This window comes from Nonomuraea sp. PA05, from assembly GCF_008086045.1.
In the GTDB taxonomy this organism is placed as follows: Bacteria; Actinomycetota; Actinomycetes; order Streptosporangiales; family Streptosporangiaceae; genus Nonomuraea; species Nonomuraea monospora.
The window spans coordinates 76,686-93,519 of record NZ_VSEY01000006.1 but is presented as its reverse complement, the minus strand read 5'-3'; the positions used below and the strand labels follow the sequence as shown (position 1 = coordinate 93,519).

Sequence of the window (16,834 nt, the reverse complement as noted above, 5' to 3'; positions counted from 1 at the left end):
CAAACACACCCCGCAAACCCACCTCGCAGGCCCATCCCTAGGCCGATCCCGCAGGCCGACTCAGCCGAGGCGATCCGGCTGGTGATCCAGGCAGGCGATCCGGCAGTGCCGTGATCGGGTGGTGAGGCATGCTGGAAGGAGCCGTTCCAAGGGGATGCGATGACGCGACAGTCCGATTTCCAGCATCCGCGTTTCGCCCAGGCGTACGCGCGGGTGGCCGAGCTCGTGGACCGGCGGGGCGGGTACGAGCACCGGCGGCGGCTGCTGGCCGGGGCCGAGGGGACGGTGATCGAGGTCGGAGCGGGCAACGGCCGCAACTTCGCCCACTACCCTCCGGCGGTCACGCGGGTCGTGGCGGTGGAGCCGGACGACACGCTGCGGGAGCTGGCCAGGGCGCAGGCCGCGTCGGCGCCGGTGCCGGTGTCGGTGGTGTCCGGGCACGCCGAGGAGCTGCCGGCCGATGACGGGGCGTTCGACGAGGTGGTGGTGTCGCTGGTGCTGTGCTCGGTTCCGTCGCAGGCGCGGGCGCTGGCGGAGGCGGCGCGGGTGCTCGGGCCCGGCGGGCGGTTGCGCTTCTACGAGCACGTACGCTCACCCAACCCGGCGTTCGGCCTGCTGGAGGACGTCGTCACGCCGGTGTGGCGGCGGGCGGCGGGCGGGTGCCGGCCGAACCGGGACACGCTCGGGGCAATCCGGCGGGCCGGGTTCGAGGTGGTCGAGTCGGACAGGTTCGGGTTCGCGCCCCAGCCGGGGATGCCGCGGTTGACGCACGTCCTCGGTCACGCGCGACGGTAACCCGCCCCAGGCGCGCCTTGCCGAAAAGCCTTGCCTCCGCCTGCCACGGACGTCACCCTGCCCTGAAGCCCGCCTCCGCCTGCCCCGGGACGTCACCCCACGCGGAATGCCGCCTCCCCTTGCCCCGGGACGTCACCCTGCGCGAAAACCGCCTCCTCCTGCCGGATACCGCCGCGCCGCTTCGTCTCGATCTCCAGCTTGTGCAGCCGTTCGAGAGCGGCCTCGCTCTGGTCGAGCGCCGCGTCGAGCCGCTGCCGGGCCTGCTGCGACCGTTCCCTGGCTCGCCGGCCTCTTTCCCGAGCCTGCCGCAACCAGTCGTGCTGGTGCTCGTTCAAGGACGCACCTCACTCATGGCCCCGCACATACCCCTTGTTCTCCGGCACATTCAGGGCCCGTGCGGTCACCTCTCGGGTGGTTCGAGGAGTGGTGTGGTGGTCAGGATGAGCAGCATGGCGGCGAGATCGTCCACGTGAACCACGTGGTCGGTGATGGCGTCGCGGCCGATCGTGGCCTGCGGCATGGCCGGCTGGGCCGAGCTCTCCAGGCTGGCGCTGATCACGGTGCCGCCGAAGCGATGCACCGCGGTGCAGCCGGTGGCGGCGTCGTTGCCGTGGCCGGACAGCACCACCGCGATCGCCCGCGGCCCCGTCACGACGGCCAGCGTGGTCAGCAGCAGGTCGGCCGAGGGCCGGTACGGCGGGGTGCTGCCGGAGGGGATCAGCGCGATCGTCTCCTCCGTGGTGATCAGGGTGTGCCGTCCCGGCGGGGCGACCAGGACCCGGCCCGCCGTCAGCGGCTGACCGTCCTCGGCCTCCTCGACCTGCAGCGCCGTCGCCCTGTCCAGCAGGACATGCAGCAGGCTGGGCCGGTCGGGCGGCATGTGCTGCAGAACCAGCACCGCCGCGGGAAGGTCGGCGGGCAGGCCGGACAGCACCGTGCTCAGCGCCGGCAGCCCTCCCGCGGAGCACACCAGCGCCACCACGGGTGTCTTTCCAAGGGCGTACTCCCCGATATCCATGGCTTCCCTCCCCCACGGCACGTTCACAGGCCGCGCCGGACCCCGCTCATCGGCTCGGGTACCGACACGGACCGGTATGCCGCGAAACGACCGGTCTGAATCAGCAGGGGCGCCACGGGTTCACGGGATGCTTGCGGGAGGGGACCGCTTGGCGTGGCGGCGCAGGACGTACTCGAAGATCATAGTGTGGAGGTCGCGAGCGGCGGCAGCCTGGTCGCCTGCAGCAGCCGGCCCAGGCGGTGCGTCAGCACCCGCAGCAGGCCGCGCTCCGCCATCGTCAGGTCGCGCACGGTGCGGTAGTGGATCGACATCATCCCCAGCAGCGCGCCCTGGTCGTCGAGGACGGGCGTGGCATGCACGGTACGCGCCTCCGCATCCAGCAGCACCCGCCCCACAGGCGTCTCCGCCAGCTCACGCTCCACCTCGCGCGCGACCCCATCCCGCACGACCCCATCCCGCACGACCGCGGAGACGTCCAGGAACGGCGGGCGCAACCCCTGCTGCACGACGATCGTCAGCCCGCCCTCGGCCCCGTCGAGCAGTTGCACGTCACCCATGTCGGCGCCGGTGAGCTCCAGTGCCGCCCGCAGCGCCGTCGCCGCGACGTCGCGGGGATCGGCGTAGTCCATGCACGGCAGCAGGAAGCGGCCCACGGCACCGGAGGTCCGGCCGTCGGCCCGCAGGCGCTCCAGCCGTTCGCGGGCGTCCGCCTCCCGGATCGCCAGCCGTTGCCAGCTCGCGTCCGCGTTCAGTTGCAGCTCTTCGGCCCGCCGTAACGCGGACTGGGATCTCTCCAGCAGGCGGGCGACGCGCTCCCTGCGCGCGCCCATGTCCGCGCCGTTGCCGATGTCCATGGCATCGAGTGTCAGCCTGGCCACGCTCGCGCGCCACCCGACGAGCCGACATCCTTTCCTCAGGGTATGGCTGAACGGCCGCCCGAGGCCCCGGGCGCGTGGGACGAGGCCGCCCTTGACGTGGGCTCAAAACCCCCGAACCGCCATCATTGGCTACCGTCGGAACATGACCCTGTACTGCTATGTCTGCTTAGGGCAGAAGCGAGCCGGCGAGGCCTACACGATCATGCGAGGGTACGCGTTCTGCTTCGACCACGCCCAGCACATCATGGCCGACAAGAGGACGGGACATCCTGGTCTCGAAGGTTCGGCATTCCGCAGGGATCTGCAAAGGCTCATCGAACGCGATCGACGTGACCGCGGCGGCGACCACTGATCGACACCGTTGACGCGGAGGCCGCCGAGCGGAGGTGACGAGTCGGCCTGTAGGCCGGGTTCTGTCCTTCTTGCGAAGGGGCGACCATCCATCTAGGGCCGTCGTTGCCGGCGGCCTCGAGCGGTCTACCCGCGCGGCTCGGGCGGGCAGCCCTCGAACGTCGCGCGCGGAACGCTCCGTGGAGCGTCCCTTCTTGACCTTGCTCCGGGTGGGGTTTACCTAGCCGCCCACGTCACCGTGGGCGCTGGTGGTCTCTTACACCACCCTTTCACCCTTACCCCCCGGCCAGGCCGGAGGGCGGTCTGCTTTCTGTGGCACTGTCCCGCGGGTCGCCCCGGGTCGGCGTTACCGACCACCCTGCCCTGTGGAGCCCGGACCTTCCTCGGCGGGCCTGGTGTGGCCCGACGCGGTCGCCCGGCCGACTCGTCTGGGTGACCTTATCAAATCTCAAGCCGTTCCCAACTCAGCGACAAGATCGATTCGCTGGAATGGCGGAGTCACCGCCTGAGGGGGGCGGTGGCGACGCGGCGGCCGTGCCGGGCAGTCACTGGCGGTTCCCGGCACGGCAGCCCATCAACGCAGGTCAGCGCAGGTGCCCGGTGTCGTTGAAGGACTTGACGACGGCCGGCCCGTCGGCGTAGTACTCGACCAGCGACAGGCACGCCAGGTCGAGGTGCATACGGTAGAGGGACTCGAGCGGCGCCAGCAGCGCGTCCCTGAGGAGCAGCTTGATGGGCGTCACGTGGGAGACCACGACCACCGTCTTGCCTTCGTACCGCTCCACGAGGTGCTGCCTGGCCGCCTGCACGCGGCGGGCGGTCTGGGCGAAGCTCTCGCCGCCCGGCGGGGCTACGTCGGGGTCGGCCAGCCAGGCCGACAGCTCGGCGGGCCAGCGGCGCTGCACCTCCGTGAACGTGTGCCCCTCCCAGGCGCCGAAGTCGGCTTCCCTGAGGTCCTCGAACACCTCGACCTCGACGCCGGCCTGCTCGGCGACCGCCTCCGCGGTCTGCCTGGCGCGCTTGAGCGGCGAGGTGACGACCACATCCAGACGGTACGGGTCGCGCGACAGCCTGGCGGCGGCCGCCGAGGCCTGGGCCAGGCCGTTCGGCGTGAGCTCGGCCTCGCCACGGCCGGAGAACCTGCGTTCGAGTGACAGCTCGGTCTCGCCGTGCCTGAGGAGCAGCAGGGAGGTGGCGACGCGGGTCGGCGGGGCCCAGCCGGTGCCCTTGCCCGAAGGGGTGGCCCTGGCGGTCTGCTGGGCGGTGGCCACGGAGGCGGTGGGGGCGGACAGCTCGGACATGTCGCCCGCGTCGAGGAGGTCGGTCTGGCGGGCTGGCTTGGACGGGCTCGCGCTCTTGCGGGACTTCGCCGGACCCGCGCCGACGCCCTCGCCGGGCTCCGGATCGGCCGTGGCAGTGCTGGTGCCGCCCGCCTTCCAGGTCAGGCCCTTGGCGGCGGCGTCCATGGCCTCGTTGGCCAGGCGATCGGCGTGGGAGTTGCGTTCGCGGGGGATCCACGTCCACTCCGTCACCCGCAGCCGTCTGACCAGCGCGCCGGCCTCGGCGGCGAGCGGGCGCAGGCCCTCGTTCTTGATCTTCCAGCGCCCGGCCATCTGCTCGACGACCAGCTTCGAGTCCATCCGGACGGCCACCGCCGCCCCGTCGCCGGCCAGGTCGAGCACGGCCCGCAGGCCGGCGATCAGGCCGCGGTACTCGGCGACGTTGTTGGTCGTGACGCCGATCGCCTCGGCCGCCTCCGCCAGCACCTGGCCGTCGGAGGCGTCCATGACGACCGCGCCGTAACCGGCCGGGCCGGGGTTGCCGCGCGAGCCGCCGTCGGCTTCGATGACGTACGAGGTCACAGGCCGGACTCTGGGGTACGGACGAGGATGCGGCGGCACTCCTCGCACCGGAGCACCTCGTCGTGCGGGGCGGCCTTGATGCGGTTCATCTCGGCGATGGACAGGGCCACCTTGCAGCCCTGGCACCGGCCGCCGTGCAGCATGGCGGCGCCCACTCCGTACTGCTCCCTGAGCTTCTCGTAGAGCTTGAGCAGGTCGGCGGGGATGTCGCCGGCGACGCCCGTGCGGCGGCCCTGCACCTCGCCCGCCTCCTTCTCGATGTCGCCCAGCGCGGCGTCGCGGCGGTCCTCCGCCGCGGACAGCGCACCCCGCTCCTCGTCGCGCTTGGTCGCCAGGTCGCTCACCTTGGTGTCGGCGGCCTCCCTGCGCTCCATGATCTCCAGCACGACCTCCTCCAGGTCGCCCTGCCGCCTGTGCAGCGAGGTGATCTCGGACTGCAGGCTCGCCAGGTCGCGCGGCGAGGTCACGGCGCCGGAGTCGAGGCGCTTCTGGTCGCGGTCGGCGCGGGTGCGGACGGCGTCGACGTCGTTCTCGGCCTTGGTCTGCTCGCGGGCGAGGTCGCCGGCCTCGGTCTCGGCCTCGATCACCTGAGTGGAGAGCTTGGCGAAGGCCTTGGAGCGCTCGTCGATCTCGGCCAGCTCGGGCAGGGTGCGGCGGCGGTGCGCCAGCCGATCAATCACGGAGTCGAGCTCTGCCAGGTCGAGCAGTCGCTTCTGTGCCTCAGGGGCTGCTTTCATGATCAATATCCTCTTGTCCAAGCATCGGTGACCGTGGCGGAGACACGTGTTTCAACGGTAACGCCACTCTCGCGCAAGATGGACGCCGCGCTGTCGAGCCAGGGCCACTCGGTCGCCCAGTGCGCAGCGTCGATCAGCGCGGGCCCGCCCGACTCCACGAACTCGCTGGCAGGATGATGCCGCAGGTCGGCCGTGAGGAACACGTCGACGCCCGCGGCGGCGGCCATGCCCAGGAGAGAGTCGCCCGCGCCGCCGCTGACCGCCACGCGCAGGACCGGCCGGGACAGGTCGCCCGCCACGCGGATCCCCGCCGGCGTGCGCGGCAGCCCCTCGGCCGCCAGCCGCGCGAACTCCCCCAGCGTCGTCTTCTCCGGCAGCTCGCCGATGCGGCCCAGCCCGCGCCACGGGTCGTCGGGGAACGGCTGCAGCGGGACCAGGTCGCCCACCAGCCCGACGGCCCTGGCCAGAGCGTCGGACACGCCCGGGTTCGCGACGTCGGCGTTGGTGTGGGCGGTATAGAGGGCGATGTCGTTCTTTATCAGGGTGTGGAGGAGCCTGCCCTTGGGCGTGGTGGTGGCCACGGAGGTGGTGCCGCGCAGGTAGAGGGGGTGGTGGGTGACGATCAGGTCGGCGCCCCAGTCGAGCGCCTCCTCGGCCACGGCGGCGACCGGGTCGACCGCGAGCAGCACCCGGCGTACCTTCTGGGCCGGGTCGCCGCTGACCAGCCCCACCGCGTCCCACGACTCGGCTCGGGCGGGCGGGTAGGCCGCCTCGAGCACCTCGATCACGTCAGTCAACGTCACAGCAGCCACCTGCGCAGACTACCGGCCCGCGGAGCGCCTCGCGGCGGGCGTGGGGAGGGGTGTCTTCAGAACGAGGTTCGGCGTAATGTAAGTGAATCCTGACTTACGTGCGGAGGGCGGCATGGCACCACGCGTCGCGATCGTCGGAGCGGGCTTCGGCGGGCTGTGCATGGCGATCCAGCTCGAACGGGCGGGGATTCGCTCGTACACGGTCTTCGAGAAGGCCGGGGATCTCGGCGGCACCTGGCGGGACAACAGTTATCCGGGGGCGGGGTGCGACATTCCCTCGCATCTGTACTCGTACTCGTTCGAGAAGTATGCGAGCTGGACGCGCCGCTACCCGGAGCAACCCGAGATTCTCGGATATCTCGAACATTGCGCCGATAAATACGACGTCAGGAGAAAAATCCGCTTCCGCACCGAAGTGCGGCGGGCTGTTTTCGACGGCGCGCACTGGCAGATCACCACGACGGACGGTACGGAGGCGTTCGACGTGCTGGTCATGGGGGTCGGGCAGCTCAACCGTCCCCGTATGCCTGACATTCCGGGCATGGCGGAGTTCGAAGGGGTCTCGTTCCATTCGGCCCGCTGGGACCACGAGCACGACCTCACCGGCCGCCGCGTCGCCGTCATCGGGAACGGGTCCTCCGCCGCCCAGCTCATCCCCCGCGTCGCCGAACGCGCCGAGCACCTGCACGTCTTCCAGCGCACGCCCAACTGGGTGATCCCCAAGCCCGACGCCGCGTTCGGGCCGCTGACGCGGCTCGCCTTCCACTACGTCCCGGGGCTGCAGCGCGCCTACCGCGAATGGATCTACCGGTACGCGGAAGGCACCCTCTACCCCGCCCTCTCCCAGGGGTGGAGCGTGGGGCTGCTCAAGCAGCGGGCGCTGCGGCACCTGCGCGACCAGGTGCCCGACCCCGCGCTTCGGTCGAAACTGACGCCCGACTACCCGCCGGGGTGCAAGCGGGTCGTCATCGACAGCAGCTTCTATCCGGCGCTGACCAGGCCGAACGTGTCAGTGGTGACGGACAAGATCGTGCGGGTCACGTCCAAGGGGATCGAGACCACCGAGGGGACGCACGAGGTGGACACGATCGTGTACGCGACCGGGTTCAGGAGCACCGAGTTCCTTGCTCCGATGGAGGTCGTCGGGCGCGAGGGGCAGACGCTGGAGGAGCGGTGGGCCGACGGGGCCGAGGCCTATCTCGGGATCTCGGTGCCCGGGTTCCCGAACATGTTCATGCTGTACGGGCCCAACACGAACCTGGGGCACAACTCGATCATCTTCATGATCGAATGCCAGGTGAACCATGTCATGGCCTGCCTGCCGCACCTGGGCGGGAGCGGGCCCATCGAGGTGCGGCCCGAGGTGATGGCGGCGTGGCGGCGGCAGCTCGACGCGGCCATGGACCGGATGGTCTGGGGGGCGGGGTGTCAGAGCTGGTACAAGACGGCGTCCGGGCGGGTCACGAACAACTGGCCCGGGCCTACGACGCTGTACCGGCGGCTCACGGCCCGGCCGCCGCGGCCGGCGTACCGGGCGATCGGGCCCGGCTAGCACGCGCCCGACCTCCGCTCGACCTCCGCTCGACCTCCGCCCGACCTCCACTCGGCCTGAACCGGCCATGCTCGCGTCAACGCGCCGCGCTCGCCCCTGACCCGCCACGCTCGCCCTCGGCCCCCACCCTCGACCCACCACGCCGGCCCCCGAACCCGCCACGCTCGAACCGCCACGCTCGGCCCGCCACGCTCGAACCGCCGTGCTCGCCCTCAACCCTCCGTGCTCGCCCTCAACCCGCCACACCCGAGCAGCTCCGCCACCCCAGGTCGGCACCTCCCCCATCAAACCCCAGTCGTACAAGTGATCCAAAAGATCGAACCTGGGACGCATTGGAGCAGGTCCCAGCCTCGCGGTAACGTCCTGCCATGACCCTTCCCCTGCACCAGCGCGCAGTCGTGGCCGACACTCACAACGATCTACTGATGGCGGTCTCCGCCCGGCCGCCGCAGCAGTGGGCCTCGTTCTTCCGGGACAGATGGCTGCCCCAGCTCCTCGAAGGGGGCGTCGATCTCCAGGTGCTGCCCGTCTTCATCGACGACCAGTACCGCCCGGAGGGCGCGCTGCGGCAGACCCTGCGCATGATCGAGTGTGCGCACGTGCTGGCGGAGGGCAATCCCGACCACGTACGCCTCTGCCTCGACGCCTCCGGCATCGACCGGACGATCGACGAAGGCAAGATCGCCCTGGTGCTCGCGATGGAGAGCATGCCGGGCCTCGACGCCAGCGTCGAGCTGATCCCGACCATGCACCGCCTGGGCGTCCGGGTGGCCTCCATCGCCCACTTCGGCCGCACCCCGCTGGCCGACGGCAGCGGCGAGGACGCGACGGGCAGCGGCCTGACCTCCCACGGCGTCGCCGCGCTGGAGGAGATGGAGCGCCTCGGCATGGTCTTCGACGTCTCCCACCTGGGCGCCACCGGCGTCGCCCACGTGCTGGAGCTGGCCACCAGACCGGTCCTGGCCACCCACTCCTCCGCCCGCGCCCTGCGCGACCACCACCGCAACCTCACCGATGACCAGCTCCGCGCCATCGCCGCCACCGGCGGCGTCATCTGCGTCAACTTCTTCGCCCCGTTCCTCGCCGAACGCGAGGAGGACATGACGCTCGACCGCCTGCTCGACCACATCGAGCACATCGTGTCCGTCGCCGGCATCGACCACGTGGGCCTCGGCCCCGACTTCATCCGCGAGGTGATGGACGACCTGACGCCGCCCTGCTGCGAAGACCTGCACACCAGAGGCGTCGACCCCAAGCAGGCGGTCCCCGGCCTGGAAGGGCCCGCGGGGCTGCCCATGGTCACGGAAGGCCTGCTCGCCCGCGGGCTGCCGGAGAAGGAGGTCGCGCAGATCATCGGCGGCAACGTCCACCGCTTCTTCGGCGAGCTGCTCGCGTGACCGACACCTCACCAACACACCCCACCAGCGACTACTTCTTCGGGGGACGACCATCATGAGCACGCCCGGCAACACCTCCCACCAGACCGCCGACCTCGTCCAAGACCTGGAGGAGCTGGTCCTGTGCGAGTCCTTCTCCAGCGACCTGGAGGCGGTGGCCCGCAGCGCCAAGGTGGTGGCCGCGATGGGCACCCGCCACCTGGGCACCGCACCGGAGTTCCTGGTGATCGACGGCGTCACCCACCTGCGCTGGTCGTTCGGACCCCCCAAGGTCCTGCTGCTCGGCCACCACGACACCGTCTGGCCGATCGGCACCCTCGCCACCCACCCGTGGTCCCTCGTGGACGGGGTCGCGCGCGGGCCGGGCGTGTTCGACATGAAGGCCGGCCTGGTCCAGACCTTCCACGCCCTGGCCGGCCTCGGCTCGCTCGACGGCATCACCCTGCTCATCACCGGCGACGAGGAGGTCGGCTCCCTCACCTCCTCCCCCCTCATCCAAGACACCGCCCGCGGCCTGGCCGCCACCTTCGTCATGGAGGCCAGCGCGGACGGCGGAGCGCTCAAGACCGCCCGCAAGGGCACCTCCAACTACACCGTCAACGTGCACGGCAAGGCCGCCCACGCCGGCCTCGAACCGGAGAAGGGCGCCAACGCGGGCATCGAGCTGGCCCACCAGATCCTCACCATCGCCGCCATGGGCACCGGCCCGACCACGGTCACCCCCACGGTCCTGTCGGGCGGCACCTCCTTCAACACGGTCCCGGCCGCCGCCTCGGTGGGCGTGGACGTGCGGGTCGCCGAGCTCGCCGAACAGTCTCGCGTGGACGCTGCCATGCACGCCCTGCAGCCCGTGGTGCCGGGCACCCGCCTGGAAATCCTCGGCGGGCCCAACCGTCCGCCGCTGGAAAGCTCGATGTCGGCCGGCCTCTTCGCCCTCGCCCAGGAACTGGCGGTGGGGCTGGGGCTGGGGTCTCTAACGTCGGCTTCGGTCGGCGGGGCTTCCGACGGGAACTTCACGGCCGGCGTGGGGTGCCCAACCCTGGACGGGCTGGGGGCCGTGGGGGGTGGGGCTCATGCGGATCACGAGCATGTGGTGGTGAGTGAGCTGCCTGGGCGGGTGGCCCTGCTGCGAGCACTCATCGAGGCGGTCCGGTAGCGGCACGGCGGCGGCACACGGCGCTCGGCACAACGCTGCGACACGGCACGGTGACACGGCACGGTGACACGGCACGGTGACACGGCACGGCGCGACGCGGTAACACGGCCCGGTGGTGCGACACGGCCCGGTGGTGCGACACGGCCCGGTGGTGCGACACGGCCCGGTGGTGCGACACAACGCGGTGGTGCGACACGGCAGGGTGTGGCGGTGAAGTGCGGCGCTGGGTGCGACGCGAGGGCGGCGGCGGAGGACGCGCGGGAGCGGCGGCGCGGGGATGAGGCCCGGTGCTGGGCCCGGTGGCGGGCTCGGTGCCCGATGTCTCGCGCAGGCCCGGCGCGCGCACAACACCGATGCGCAGTGCGGCGGGTCGCACCGGCGTTTGCACTGGCCAGGCGGTCGGGTGTGACGTGCTGTGTGCGGGTGGTCAGTCGGTGTGCGGCGCGTTCGGTTGTTGGGCGGGGAGAGTGGTGGACCATCGGTCGACGGCCCTTCTTCTGCGTAGCACCAGGACGTTGGCATGGGCGGCGTGTTCGGCGATCAGGGTGTGGACGCGAGGGGCCATGTCCTTGCGGTAGCGGTAGACGTACCGGATGAAGTTCCAGGTGATGCGGTCGTACACGCCGGCGCAAGAGTGCTGGCCGCCGCGGTAGCGCCAGCGGCGGGTGGCGATGCCCCAGAGGCAGGTCAAGGCGGGAAGGTCGAGGAAGATCACGGTGTCTGCTACGGCGAGGCGGATCGGCAGGGTTGAGGCGTAGTTGCCGTCGATGATCCACGCGTCACCGGCGACGAGCGACCGCTGCCGCTCGGCGAACTCTGCGGGCGGCGTGGGCTGCCAGGTGTCGTCGTAGTAGAGGGCGTCGAGGTGGGTGACGGGGAGGTTGAGGGCTGCGCCGAGGCGGTTGGCCAGGACGGTCTTGCCGCTGCCGCCGCAGCCGAGTATCGCGATGCGGCGAGGGCGTCGGCTGGCGTGTTGTGTCATGCCCGCGTTGCTGTCCAAGGCCGCCCTTCCGAGAGTTCCGTCCGAGAGCCATCCTGGCCGAGAACGATCCCGTCCGAGAGCGTGGCTAAGTCGGTCTGGGTCTGAGAGGGCCATCCGGAGGTCGGCAGTCAGTCCCAGGGCCCGGCTCAAAGCCGCCCGCTCCGAGCGAGTCCCGTCCACGGCTGCCCGCTCCGAGCGAGTCCCGCCCACAGCTGCCCACTCCGAGCGAGTCCCGCCCACAGCCGCCCACTCCGAGCGTGTCCCATCCACGGCTGCCCGCTCCGAGCGAGTCCCGCCCAAGGCCGCCCTTCGAGGGAATGCCGCACACGGCCGTCCCTTTGGAGAGGGTGCCGTCCGGCGGTGCGCCCGTTCCGGGAGAGTGGTTCCGGGAGAGTGAGGCCCCCCTTTCGGGAAGTGCCGTCCGACGGAAGCGCCCCGTGCCGGGAGAGTGGTGTGCGGGCGGGGCGGCTGAGACGGGCTACTGGGCTCGGCTGAAGCGGGCTCCCCATTCTCGAACCTGATCGAGCAGCTCAGGCGGGCTGACCACACGAAAGTCAGCCCCGATCAACCCCAACGCCGTGATCGGCCACTCCAGCGAATCGACGACCATCCGAACCAGGCACTCTCCGTCGTCCCCCTCCTCGACCGTGCTCCACCGCCCGACACGCTCGCGCACCACCTCAGCCGGCGCCCGAACCACCACCTCAACCCAATAGGACCAGGGCGCGCTGTCCAGCCCGGTCCGGACGAACTCGGCCGCGTCCCCGGCGGGCAGGGGCCGGGGACGGAAGCGAGAGCCGGCGCCTTGAGGAGCGGACAGGCGGTCGACGCGGAAGCTGCGCCAGTCGTGTCGTTCGAGGTCGTAGGCGACGAGGTACCAGCGGCGGCCGAGCGACACGAGCCGGTGCGGTTCCGTGTGGCGTTCGGTGTGCCGGCCGTCGGCGGCGGTGTAGGAGAAGCGGAGCCGTTCGTTGTCGCGGCAGGCCACGGCGATGGTGGTGAGGACGGCAGGGTCGACGCCCGCGCGGGTCTGACCGTCCCAGCCGGCGGAGACGGTCATGGCGCGCAGGGCGTCGATGCGCCGGCGCAGGCGTACCGGCATGACCTGCACCACCTTGGCCAGTACCCGCACCGACGACTCGGCGATGCCTTCCACCGGGTTCTGGGCGGCGGCTTGCAGGCCGACGGTCAGGGCGACCGCTTCCTCGTCGTCGATCACGAGGGGTGGCAGGGCGGCGCCGGCGGCGAGCTGGTAGCCGCCGTCGACGCCGCGCTGCGCCTCGACGGGGTAGCCGAGCTCGCGCAGCCGGTCGACGTCCCTGCGCAGGGTGCGGGCCGACACGCCGAGGCGTTCGGCGAGTTCGGCGCCGGACCAGTAGCGATGAGTCTGGAGGAGGGACAGCAGGCGGAGGGTGCGGGTGCTGGTGTTCGCCATGTTTCAGAGCTTCCGGCATTCAGGCCAGAAAGTGGCCGCTATTGCTGTCAGTCTAATGCTTGTACGGCAGAACGACCCGAACGGAAGGCGACGACCATGACCGCGAACACGCCGAGCACGGCCAAGACCAGCAGCGACGTGACCGGGGAGCGGGCCGACCTGCTGGCGGCGCTGGCCAACAGCCGCCACTTCCTGCGTTTCACCGCCCGCGACCTCACCGACGAGCAGGCCGGGCTGCGGACGACCGCCAGCCAGCTGTGCGTGGGCGGCCTGATCAAGCACGTGACGCAGGTCGAACGGAACTGGGCGGACTTCATCGTGAAGGGCCCGGCGTCCATGGCGCTTCCCGCCGAGGCCGACGAGTCCGTCTACGCGAACGGGTTCCGGCTGCTGCCCGGCGAGACGCTGGCGGGCGTGCTGGCCGAGTACGACGAGGTGGCCCGCAGGACCGACGAGCTGGTCGTCAGCCTGACCGATCTGGACGCCGACCACCCTCTGCCCGAGGCGCCGTGGTTCGAGCCCGGCGCGCGGTGGTCGGCCAGGCGGGTGCTGCTGCACATCATCGCGGAGACGACCCAGCACGCCGGCCACGCGGACATCATCCGGGAGTCGCTGGACGGCGCGAAGAGCATGGGTTGACAGGAGGACGCGCACGGCGGAAGGGCGCGGGGGCGCCGGTCCCGCATGGAGGAAACGCACGACGGAAGGGCGTGGGGGCGCCAGTCCCGCATGGAGGAAACGCACGACGGAAGGGCATGGGGGCGCCGGTCCAGCGTGGAGGAAGCGCAGGGTCGAAGGGGCGCGGCGGCCCTTGTCCCGTGCGGGGCAAGGGCCGCCGTTCATGCTTCAGCCGGTGACCGGGCCGAGCTTGCGTTCCATCGCGCACCGGTTGGCGAACTCCTCGTAGTACGGGTTGGGCCGCCCATACCAGTGCCCCGTGACCTCGACCTCCACCGGATCCCAGACCAGCGGGCAAGGCCCGGGATCCACCTCCAGGTCAGGCAGGTACCCGTCCACGGAACGCAACGCGTCGCAGGCCGCCAGCGGGTACGGGTGCAGCCCGCCGTCAGGGTCACAGGTGAGGTGCATCGAGTACGCGCCGCCGTCGCGGGGGGTGACGGTGATGTAAAGGTCCGCGCCGGCGGCGGCGTGGGCGGGGAGCGTCGTGAACGGGCCGGCGATGGCCGCGGCGGCGCACAGTCCGAGCGCGGCCAGCCTGCGGGCGGCGGTCAGCACGAGCGACATGATGTCCTCCCAGGTCAATGGGCGTCCCAGCATGGGACGGCGCACCCACCATGACTACAGCGGGTGGCGCGATCACAACTATGAGCAGCGAAGACATCTCAGCGTGATGATATGGATACACAGAGATATCCGTGCAGCTCATAGACCTCCTGTGGTGTCCTTCGGGTGGCGTGCGTAAATGGAGAGATGGAGCATGAGGAGGCGGCGGCCAGGGCCGGCGTGGTGATCAGGGAGTTGCACGAGATCGGCGAGTTCGAGCAGGTCTACCGGCTCTTCGACGAGATCTGGCATCCCGAGCCGGCGAACGTGCCGGTGACCGTGGAGTTGATGGCCGGGTTCGCGCACACGGGCAATTACGTGGCCGGGGCGTTCGCGGGCGGTGACCTGGTGGGGGCGTCCATCGGGTTCCTGGCGTCGGGCGGGGGGTCGGGCGGGGCCTCAGGCGGGACGTCGGGCAGGGTGGCGGGTGAGGCGTCCAGCGGGGCACCAAGCGGGACGTCGGACAGGGTGGCGGGCGAGGTGGCGGCCGGGGCGCTGCACTCGCACGTGACCGGTGCCGTCATCGGCAAGGGCGTCGGGTACGCGTTGAAACTGCACCAACGCGCCTGGTGCCGCGAGCGCGGGCTGGAGCGGATCACGTGGACGTTCGACCCGCTGGTGCGCCGTAACGCCTACTTCAACCTGGTCAAACTGGGCGCACGGCCGGAGGCGTACCTGCCGGAGTTCTACGGGGCGATGGCGGACGCGATCAACGAGGGGGACGCCTCGGACCGATTGCTGGCGGTGTGGCGAGTCACCGGCGAGCAGGACGACAAACTGCCGCTCGACGAGGCGTACCCGGTGGTCAGTGAGGCGGCGGACGGGCGGCCCGCCGTCGAGGAGGGGGGCGGGCACCGGGTGCTGCTGGTGGGGACGCCGCGCGACGTCGAACGGTTGCGGCGGCAGGACGCGGCGGCGGCCCGGGCGTGGCGGATGGCGGTGCGGGAGGCGCTCGGCGGCGCCCTGGATGCGGGGGCGCGGGTGTCCGGATTCACCGAACGAGGCGAGTACGTGGTGATCACCGACTACCGGACGCGGTGAGTACGTGGTGGGTAATTAACTAGGTATTCCACAGGGGTTTCGGATCTCTGTAATGTGGCGGATAGGCAAGCGAGCAAGGAGATCCGCATGGCGGAATTCACCCCCACCGTTCCTGCGCGAGTCCTACCGACCGTCGCCGTCCGCGACCTACCCGAGCCACCCAAGTCAACATGGCGCATCATCGGCCCCGGCCTGGTCGGCGCGGGTGTCGGCCTGGCCTCGGGCGAGTTCATCCTCTGGCCGTACATCGCCTCGCAAGTCGGCCTCGTGTTCATCTGGGGAGCCGCGATCGGCATCATCACCCAGTGGTTCCTGAACATGGAGATCGAGCGCTACACGCTGGCCACCGGTGAGACCGCGCTGACCGGGTTCAGCCGGATGTGGAAACACTGGGGCCTGGTCTTCGTGATCATGACGCTCTGCTCGAACCTGTGGCCGGGCTGGGTGACCACGTCCGCGACCATGGTGACGTACCTGACCGGCTCGGGCGAGGGCTCCGTGCGGTGGATCGCGATCGGCATGCTGCTGGTGATCGCGATCGGGCTGACCATGGCGCCGGTGATCTATGTCCTGCTGGAACGGGTCATCTTCGTGAAGATCGCGCTGGTGGCCACGCTGATCGTGGTGGCGATCCTGTTCGCGATCAACGCCGAGAGCTGGGTGGCGCTGGGCAGGGGCCTGACGGTCGACGCCACGTTCCCGGTGCCGCCGCTGGAGTTCGCGGTGCTGATGGGCGCCATCGCGTACGCCGGAGCGGGCGGCGGCCAGAACCTGTGCCAGAGCAACTGGATCCGCGACAAGGGCTTCGGCATGGGCGTGTACGTGCCGCGCCTGGTCAGCCCTGTCACCGGCCACGAGGAGGCGGTCTCCTCGACCGGCTTCCAGTTCGCGCCGACGAAGGAGAACCTGGCGCGGTGGAAGCAGTGGTGGCGCTTCGCCAACGTCGAGCAGGCGTGGACGTTCGCCATGGTGTCGTTCGTGACGATCGCGCTCATGTCGATGCTGGCCCACTCCACCGTGTTCGGCCGGCCGGGGCTGGAGAACAGCATCGCCTTCCTGGAGGTCGAGGGCCAGGTGCTGCAGGAGACGGTCGGCCCGTGGTTCGGCGTGCTGTTCTGGGTGATCGGGGCGCTGGCCCTGTTCGCCTCGGCCATGGGCATCGTCGACTACACCTCCCGGCTGGCCTCCGACACGATCAAGACGGTCTATCTGCGCGACAAGTCCGTCTCGGTGAACCGGGTCTACTTCTACACGGTCTGGGCGATGGCACTGATCGGCACCGCGATCCTGCTGGCGGGCCTGGACCAGCCGCTCATCCTGCTGGTGTTCTCGGCGTGCTTCGCGGCCGTGATGATGTTCGTGTACTCGATCCTGCTGATCATCCTGAACCGGCGGGCGCTGCCGGAGGCCATCAGGGTGCGCTCGTTCCGGCTGGGCGCGCTGATCTGGTCGGTGGCGTTCTTCGGGACGCTGACCGTGATCGTGGTCGTCCAGCAGGCCGGGCGGCTCATGGGAGGTTGACCTCAACCGGGCT

At 70.7% G+C, this 16,834-nt stretch carries 17 protein-coding genes and 1 other RNA gene; 8 read left to right on the top strand and 10 right to left on the bottom strand.

Going from position 1 to position 16,834, the window contains the following annotated elements; genetic code table 11:
* Positions 1-159 precede the first annotated feature (159 nt).
* Entirely contained in the window at positions 160-795 is a 636-nt protein-coding gene (locus FXF51_RS11265; protein ID WP_148434245.1) for a class I SAM-dependent methyltransferase, read from the top strand.
* Between the two features lie 92 nt (positions 796-887).
* On the opposite strand, the gene FXF51_RS11260 is transcribed toward FXF51_RS11265, so the two are convergent.
* The 3 genes from FXF51_RS11260 to FXF51_RS11250 form a co-directional block, all read right to left on the bottom strand.
* Positions 888-1,130: a hypothetical protein gene (locus FXF51_RS11260; RefSeq protein ID WP_148434244.1), complete on the bottom strand. Its 243-nt coding sequence runs from the start codon at positions 1,128-1,130 to the stop codon at positions 888-890.
* Between the two features lie 65 nt (positions 1,131-1,195).
* Complete coding sequence (locus FXF51_RS11255) at positions 1,196-1,813, bottom strand: chemotaxis protein CheB (RefSeq protein ID WP_148434243.1); 618 nt, start codon at positions 1,811-1,813, stop codon at positions 1,196-1,198.
* A 179-nt stretch (positions 1,814-1,992) separates the two neighbouring features.
* Complete coding sequence (locus FXF51_RS11250) at positions 1,993-2,667, bottom strand: hypothetical protein (RefSeq protein WP_148434242.1); 675 nt, start codon at positions 2,665-2,667, stop codon at positions 1,993-1,995.
* Positions 2,668-2,833: 166 nt separating this feature from the next.
* Between FXF51_RS11250 and FXF51_RS11245 the strand changes: the two genes are divergently transcribed.
* A complete protein-coding gene (locus FXF51_RS11245; RefSeq protein WP_148434241.1) occupies positions 2,834-3,043 on the top strand; it encodes a hypothetical protein in 210 nt (69 codons plus the stop codon).
* A 34-nt stretch (positions 3,044-3,077) separates the two neighbouring features.
* Here the strand turns inward: FXF51_RS11245 and rnpB are convergent.
* From rnpB to FXF51_RS11225, 4 genes are all read right to left on the bottom strand, one after another.
* An RNA gene (rnpB, locus tag FXF51_RS11240) (RNase P RNA component class A) lies at positions 3,078-3,469 on the bottom strand.
* A 157-nt stretch (positions 3,470-3,626) separates the two neighbouring features.
* Positions 3,627-4,904, bottom strand: coding sequence for a bifunctional RNase H/acid phosphatase (locus FXF51_RS11235; RefSeq protein WP_148434240.1), 1,278 nt, complete (start codon positions 4,902-4,904; stop codon positions 3,627-3,629).
* Positions 4,901-5,641 (bottom strand): zinc ribbon domain-containing protein, encoded by a 741-nt coding sequence (locus FXF51_RS11230; RefSeq protein WP_148434239.1) that lies wholly within the window; start codon positions 5,639-5,641, stop codon positions 4,901-4,903. The genes FXF51_RS11235 and FXF51_RS11230 overlap by 4 nt, the downstream gene beginning before the upstream one ends.
* A 2-nt stretch (positions 5,642-5,643) precedes the next feature.
* Entirely contained in the window at positions 5,644-6,444 is an 801-nt protein-coding gene (locus tag FXF51_RS11225) for a Nif3-like dinuclear metal center hexameric protein (RefSeq protein ID WP_148434238.1), read from the bottom strand.
* A gap of 121 nt (positions 6,445-6,565) precedes the next feature.
* Between FXF51_RS11225 and FXF51_RS11220 the strand changes: the two genes are divergently transcribed.
* From FXF51_RS11220 to FXF51_RS11210, 3 genes are all read left to right on the top strand, one after another.
* A complete protein-coding gene (locus FXF51_RS11220) occupies positions 6,566-8,005 on the top strand; it encodes a flavin-containing monooxygenase (RefSeq protein WP_148434237.1) in 1,440 nt (479 codons plus the stop codon).
* Positions 8,006-8,373: 368 nt separating this feature from the next.
* Positions 8,374-9,402 (top strand): dipeptidase, encoded by a 1,029-nt coding sequence (locus FXF51_RS11215; RefSeq protein ID WP_148434236.1) that lies wholly within the window; start codon positions 8,374-8,376, stop codon positions 9,400-9,402.
* A 55-nt stretch (positions 9,403-9,457) separates the two neighbouring features.
* Positions 9,458-10,558, top strand: a complete 1,101-nt coding sequence (locus FXF51_RS11210; RefSeq protein ID WP_148434235.1) for a M20 family metallopeptidase — start codon at positions 9,458-9,460, stop codon at positions 10,556-10,558.
* A 427-nt stretch (positions 10,559-10,985) separates the two neighbouring features.
* Here FXF51_RS11210 and FXF51_RS11205 read toward each other — a convergent pair whose 3' ends face one another.
* Both FXF51_RS11205 and FXF51_RS11200 read right to left on the bottom strand, forming a co-directional pair.
* Positions 10,986-11,540, bottom strand: a complete 555-nt coding sequence (locus FXF51_RS11205; protein WP_148434234.1) for a topology modulation protein — start codon at positions 11,538-11,540, stop codon at positions 10,986-10,988.
* A 478-nt stretch (positions 11,541-12,018) separates the two neighbouring features.
* Positions 12,019-12,975, bottom strand: coding sequence for a helix-turn-helix transcriptional regulator (locus FXF51_RS11200; RefSeq protein WP_148434233.1), 957 nt, complete (start codon positions 12,973-12,975; stop codon positions 12,019-12,021).
* A gap of 96 nt (positions 12,976-13,071) precedes the next feature.
* Between FXF51_RS11200 and FXF51_RS11195 the strand changes: the two genes are divergently transcribed.
* Positions 13,072-13,614 carry a DinB family protein gene (locus tag FXF51_RS11195; protein ID WP_148434232.1) on the top strand — a complete coding sequence of 181 codons (543 nt, stop codon included), beginning with the start codon at positions 13,072-13,074 and terminating at the stop codon, positions 13,612-13,614.
* A gap of 207 nt (positions 13,615-13,821) precedes the next feature.
* Here the strand turns inward: FXF51_RS11195 and FXF51_RS11190 are convergent, their stop codons facing one another.
* Positions 13,822-14,220: an SSI family serine proteinase inhibitor gene (locus FXF51_RS11190; RefSeq protein WP_262379428.1), complete on the bottom strand. Its 399-nt coding sequence runs from the start codon at positions 14,218-14,220 to the stop codon at positions 13,822-13,824.
* A gap of 186 nt (positions 14,221-14,406) precedes the next feature.
* Here FXF51_RS11190 and FXF51_RS11185 point away from each other — a divergent pair, with 186 nt between their 5' ends.
* Together FXF51_RS11185 and FXF51_RS11180 are read left to right on the top strand one after the other, a co-directional pair.
* Complete coding sequence (locus FXF51_RS11185; protein ID WP_148434230.1) at positions 14,407-15,300, top strand: GNAT family N-acetyltransferase; 894 nt, start codon at positions 14,407-14,409, stop codon at positions 15,298-15,300.
* An 87-nt stretch (positions 15,301-15,387) separates the two neighbouring features.
* Complete coding sequence (locus FXF51_RS11180; RefSeq protein WP_148434229.1) at positions 15,388-16,821, top strand: Nramp family divalent metal transporter; 1,434 nt, start codon at positions 15,388-15,390, stop codon at positions 16,819-16,821.
* The last annotated feature ends 13 nt before the right edge of the window (positions 16,822-16,834 follow it).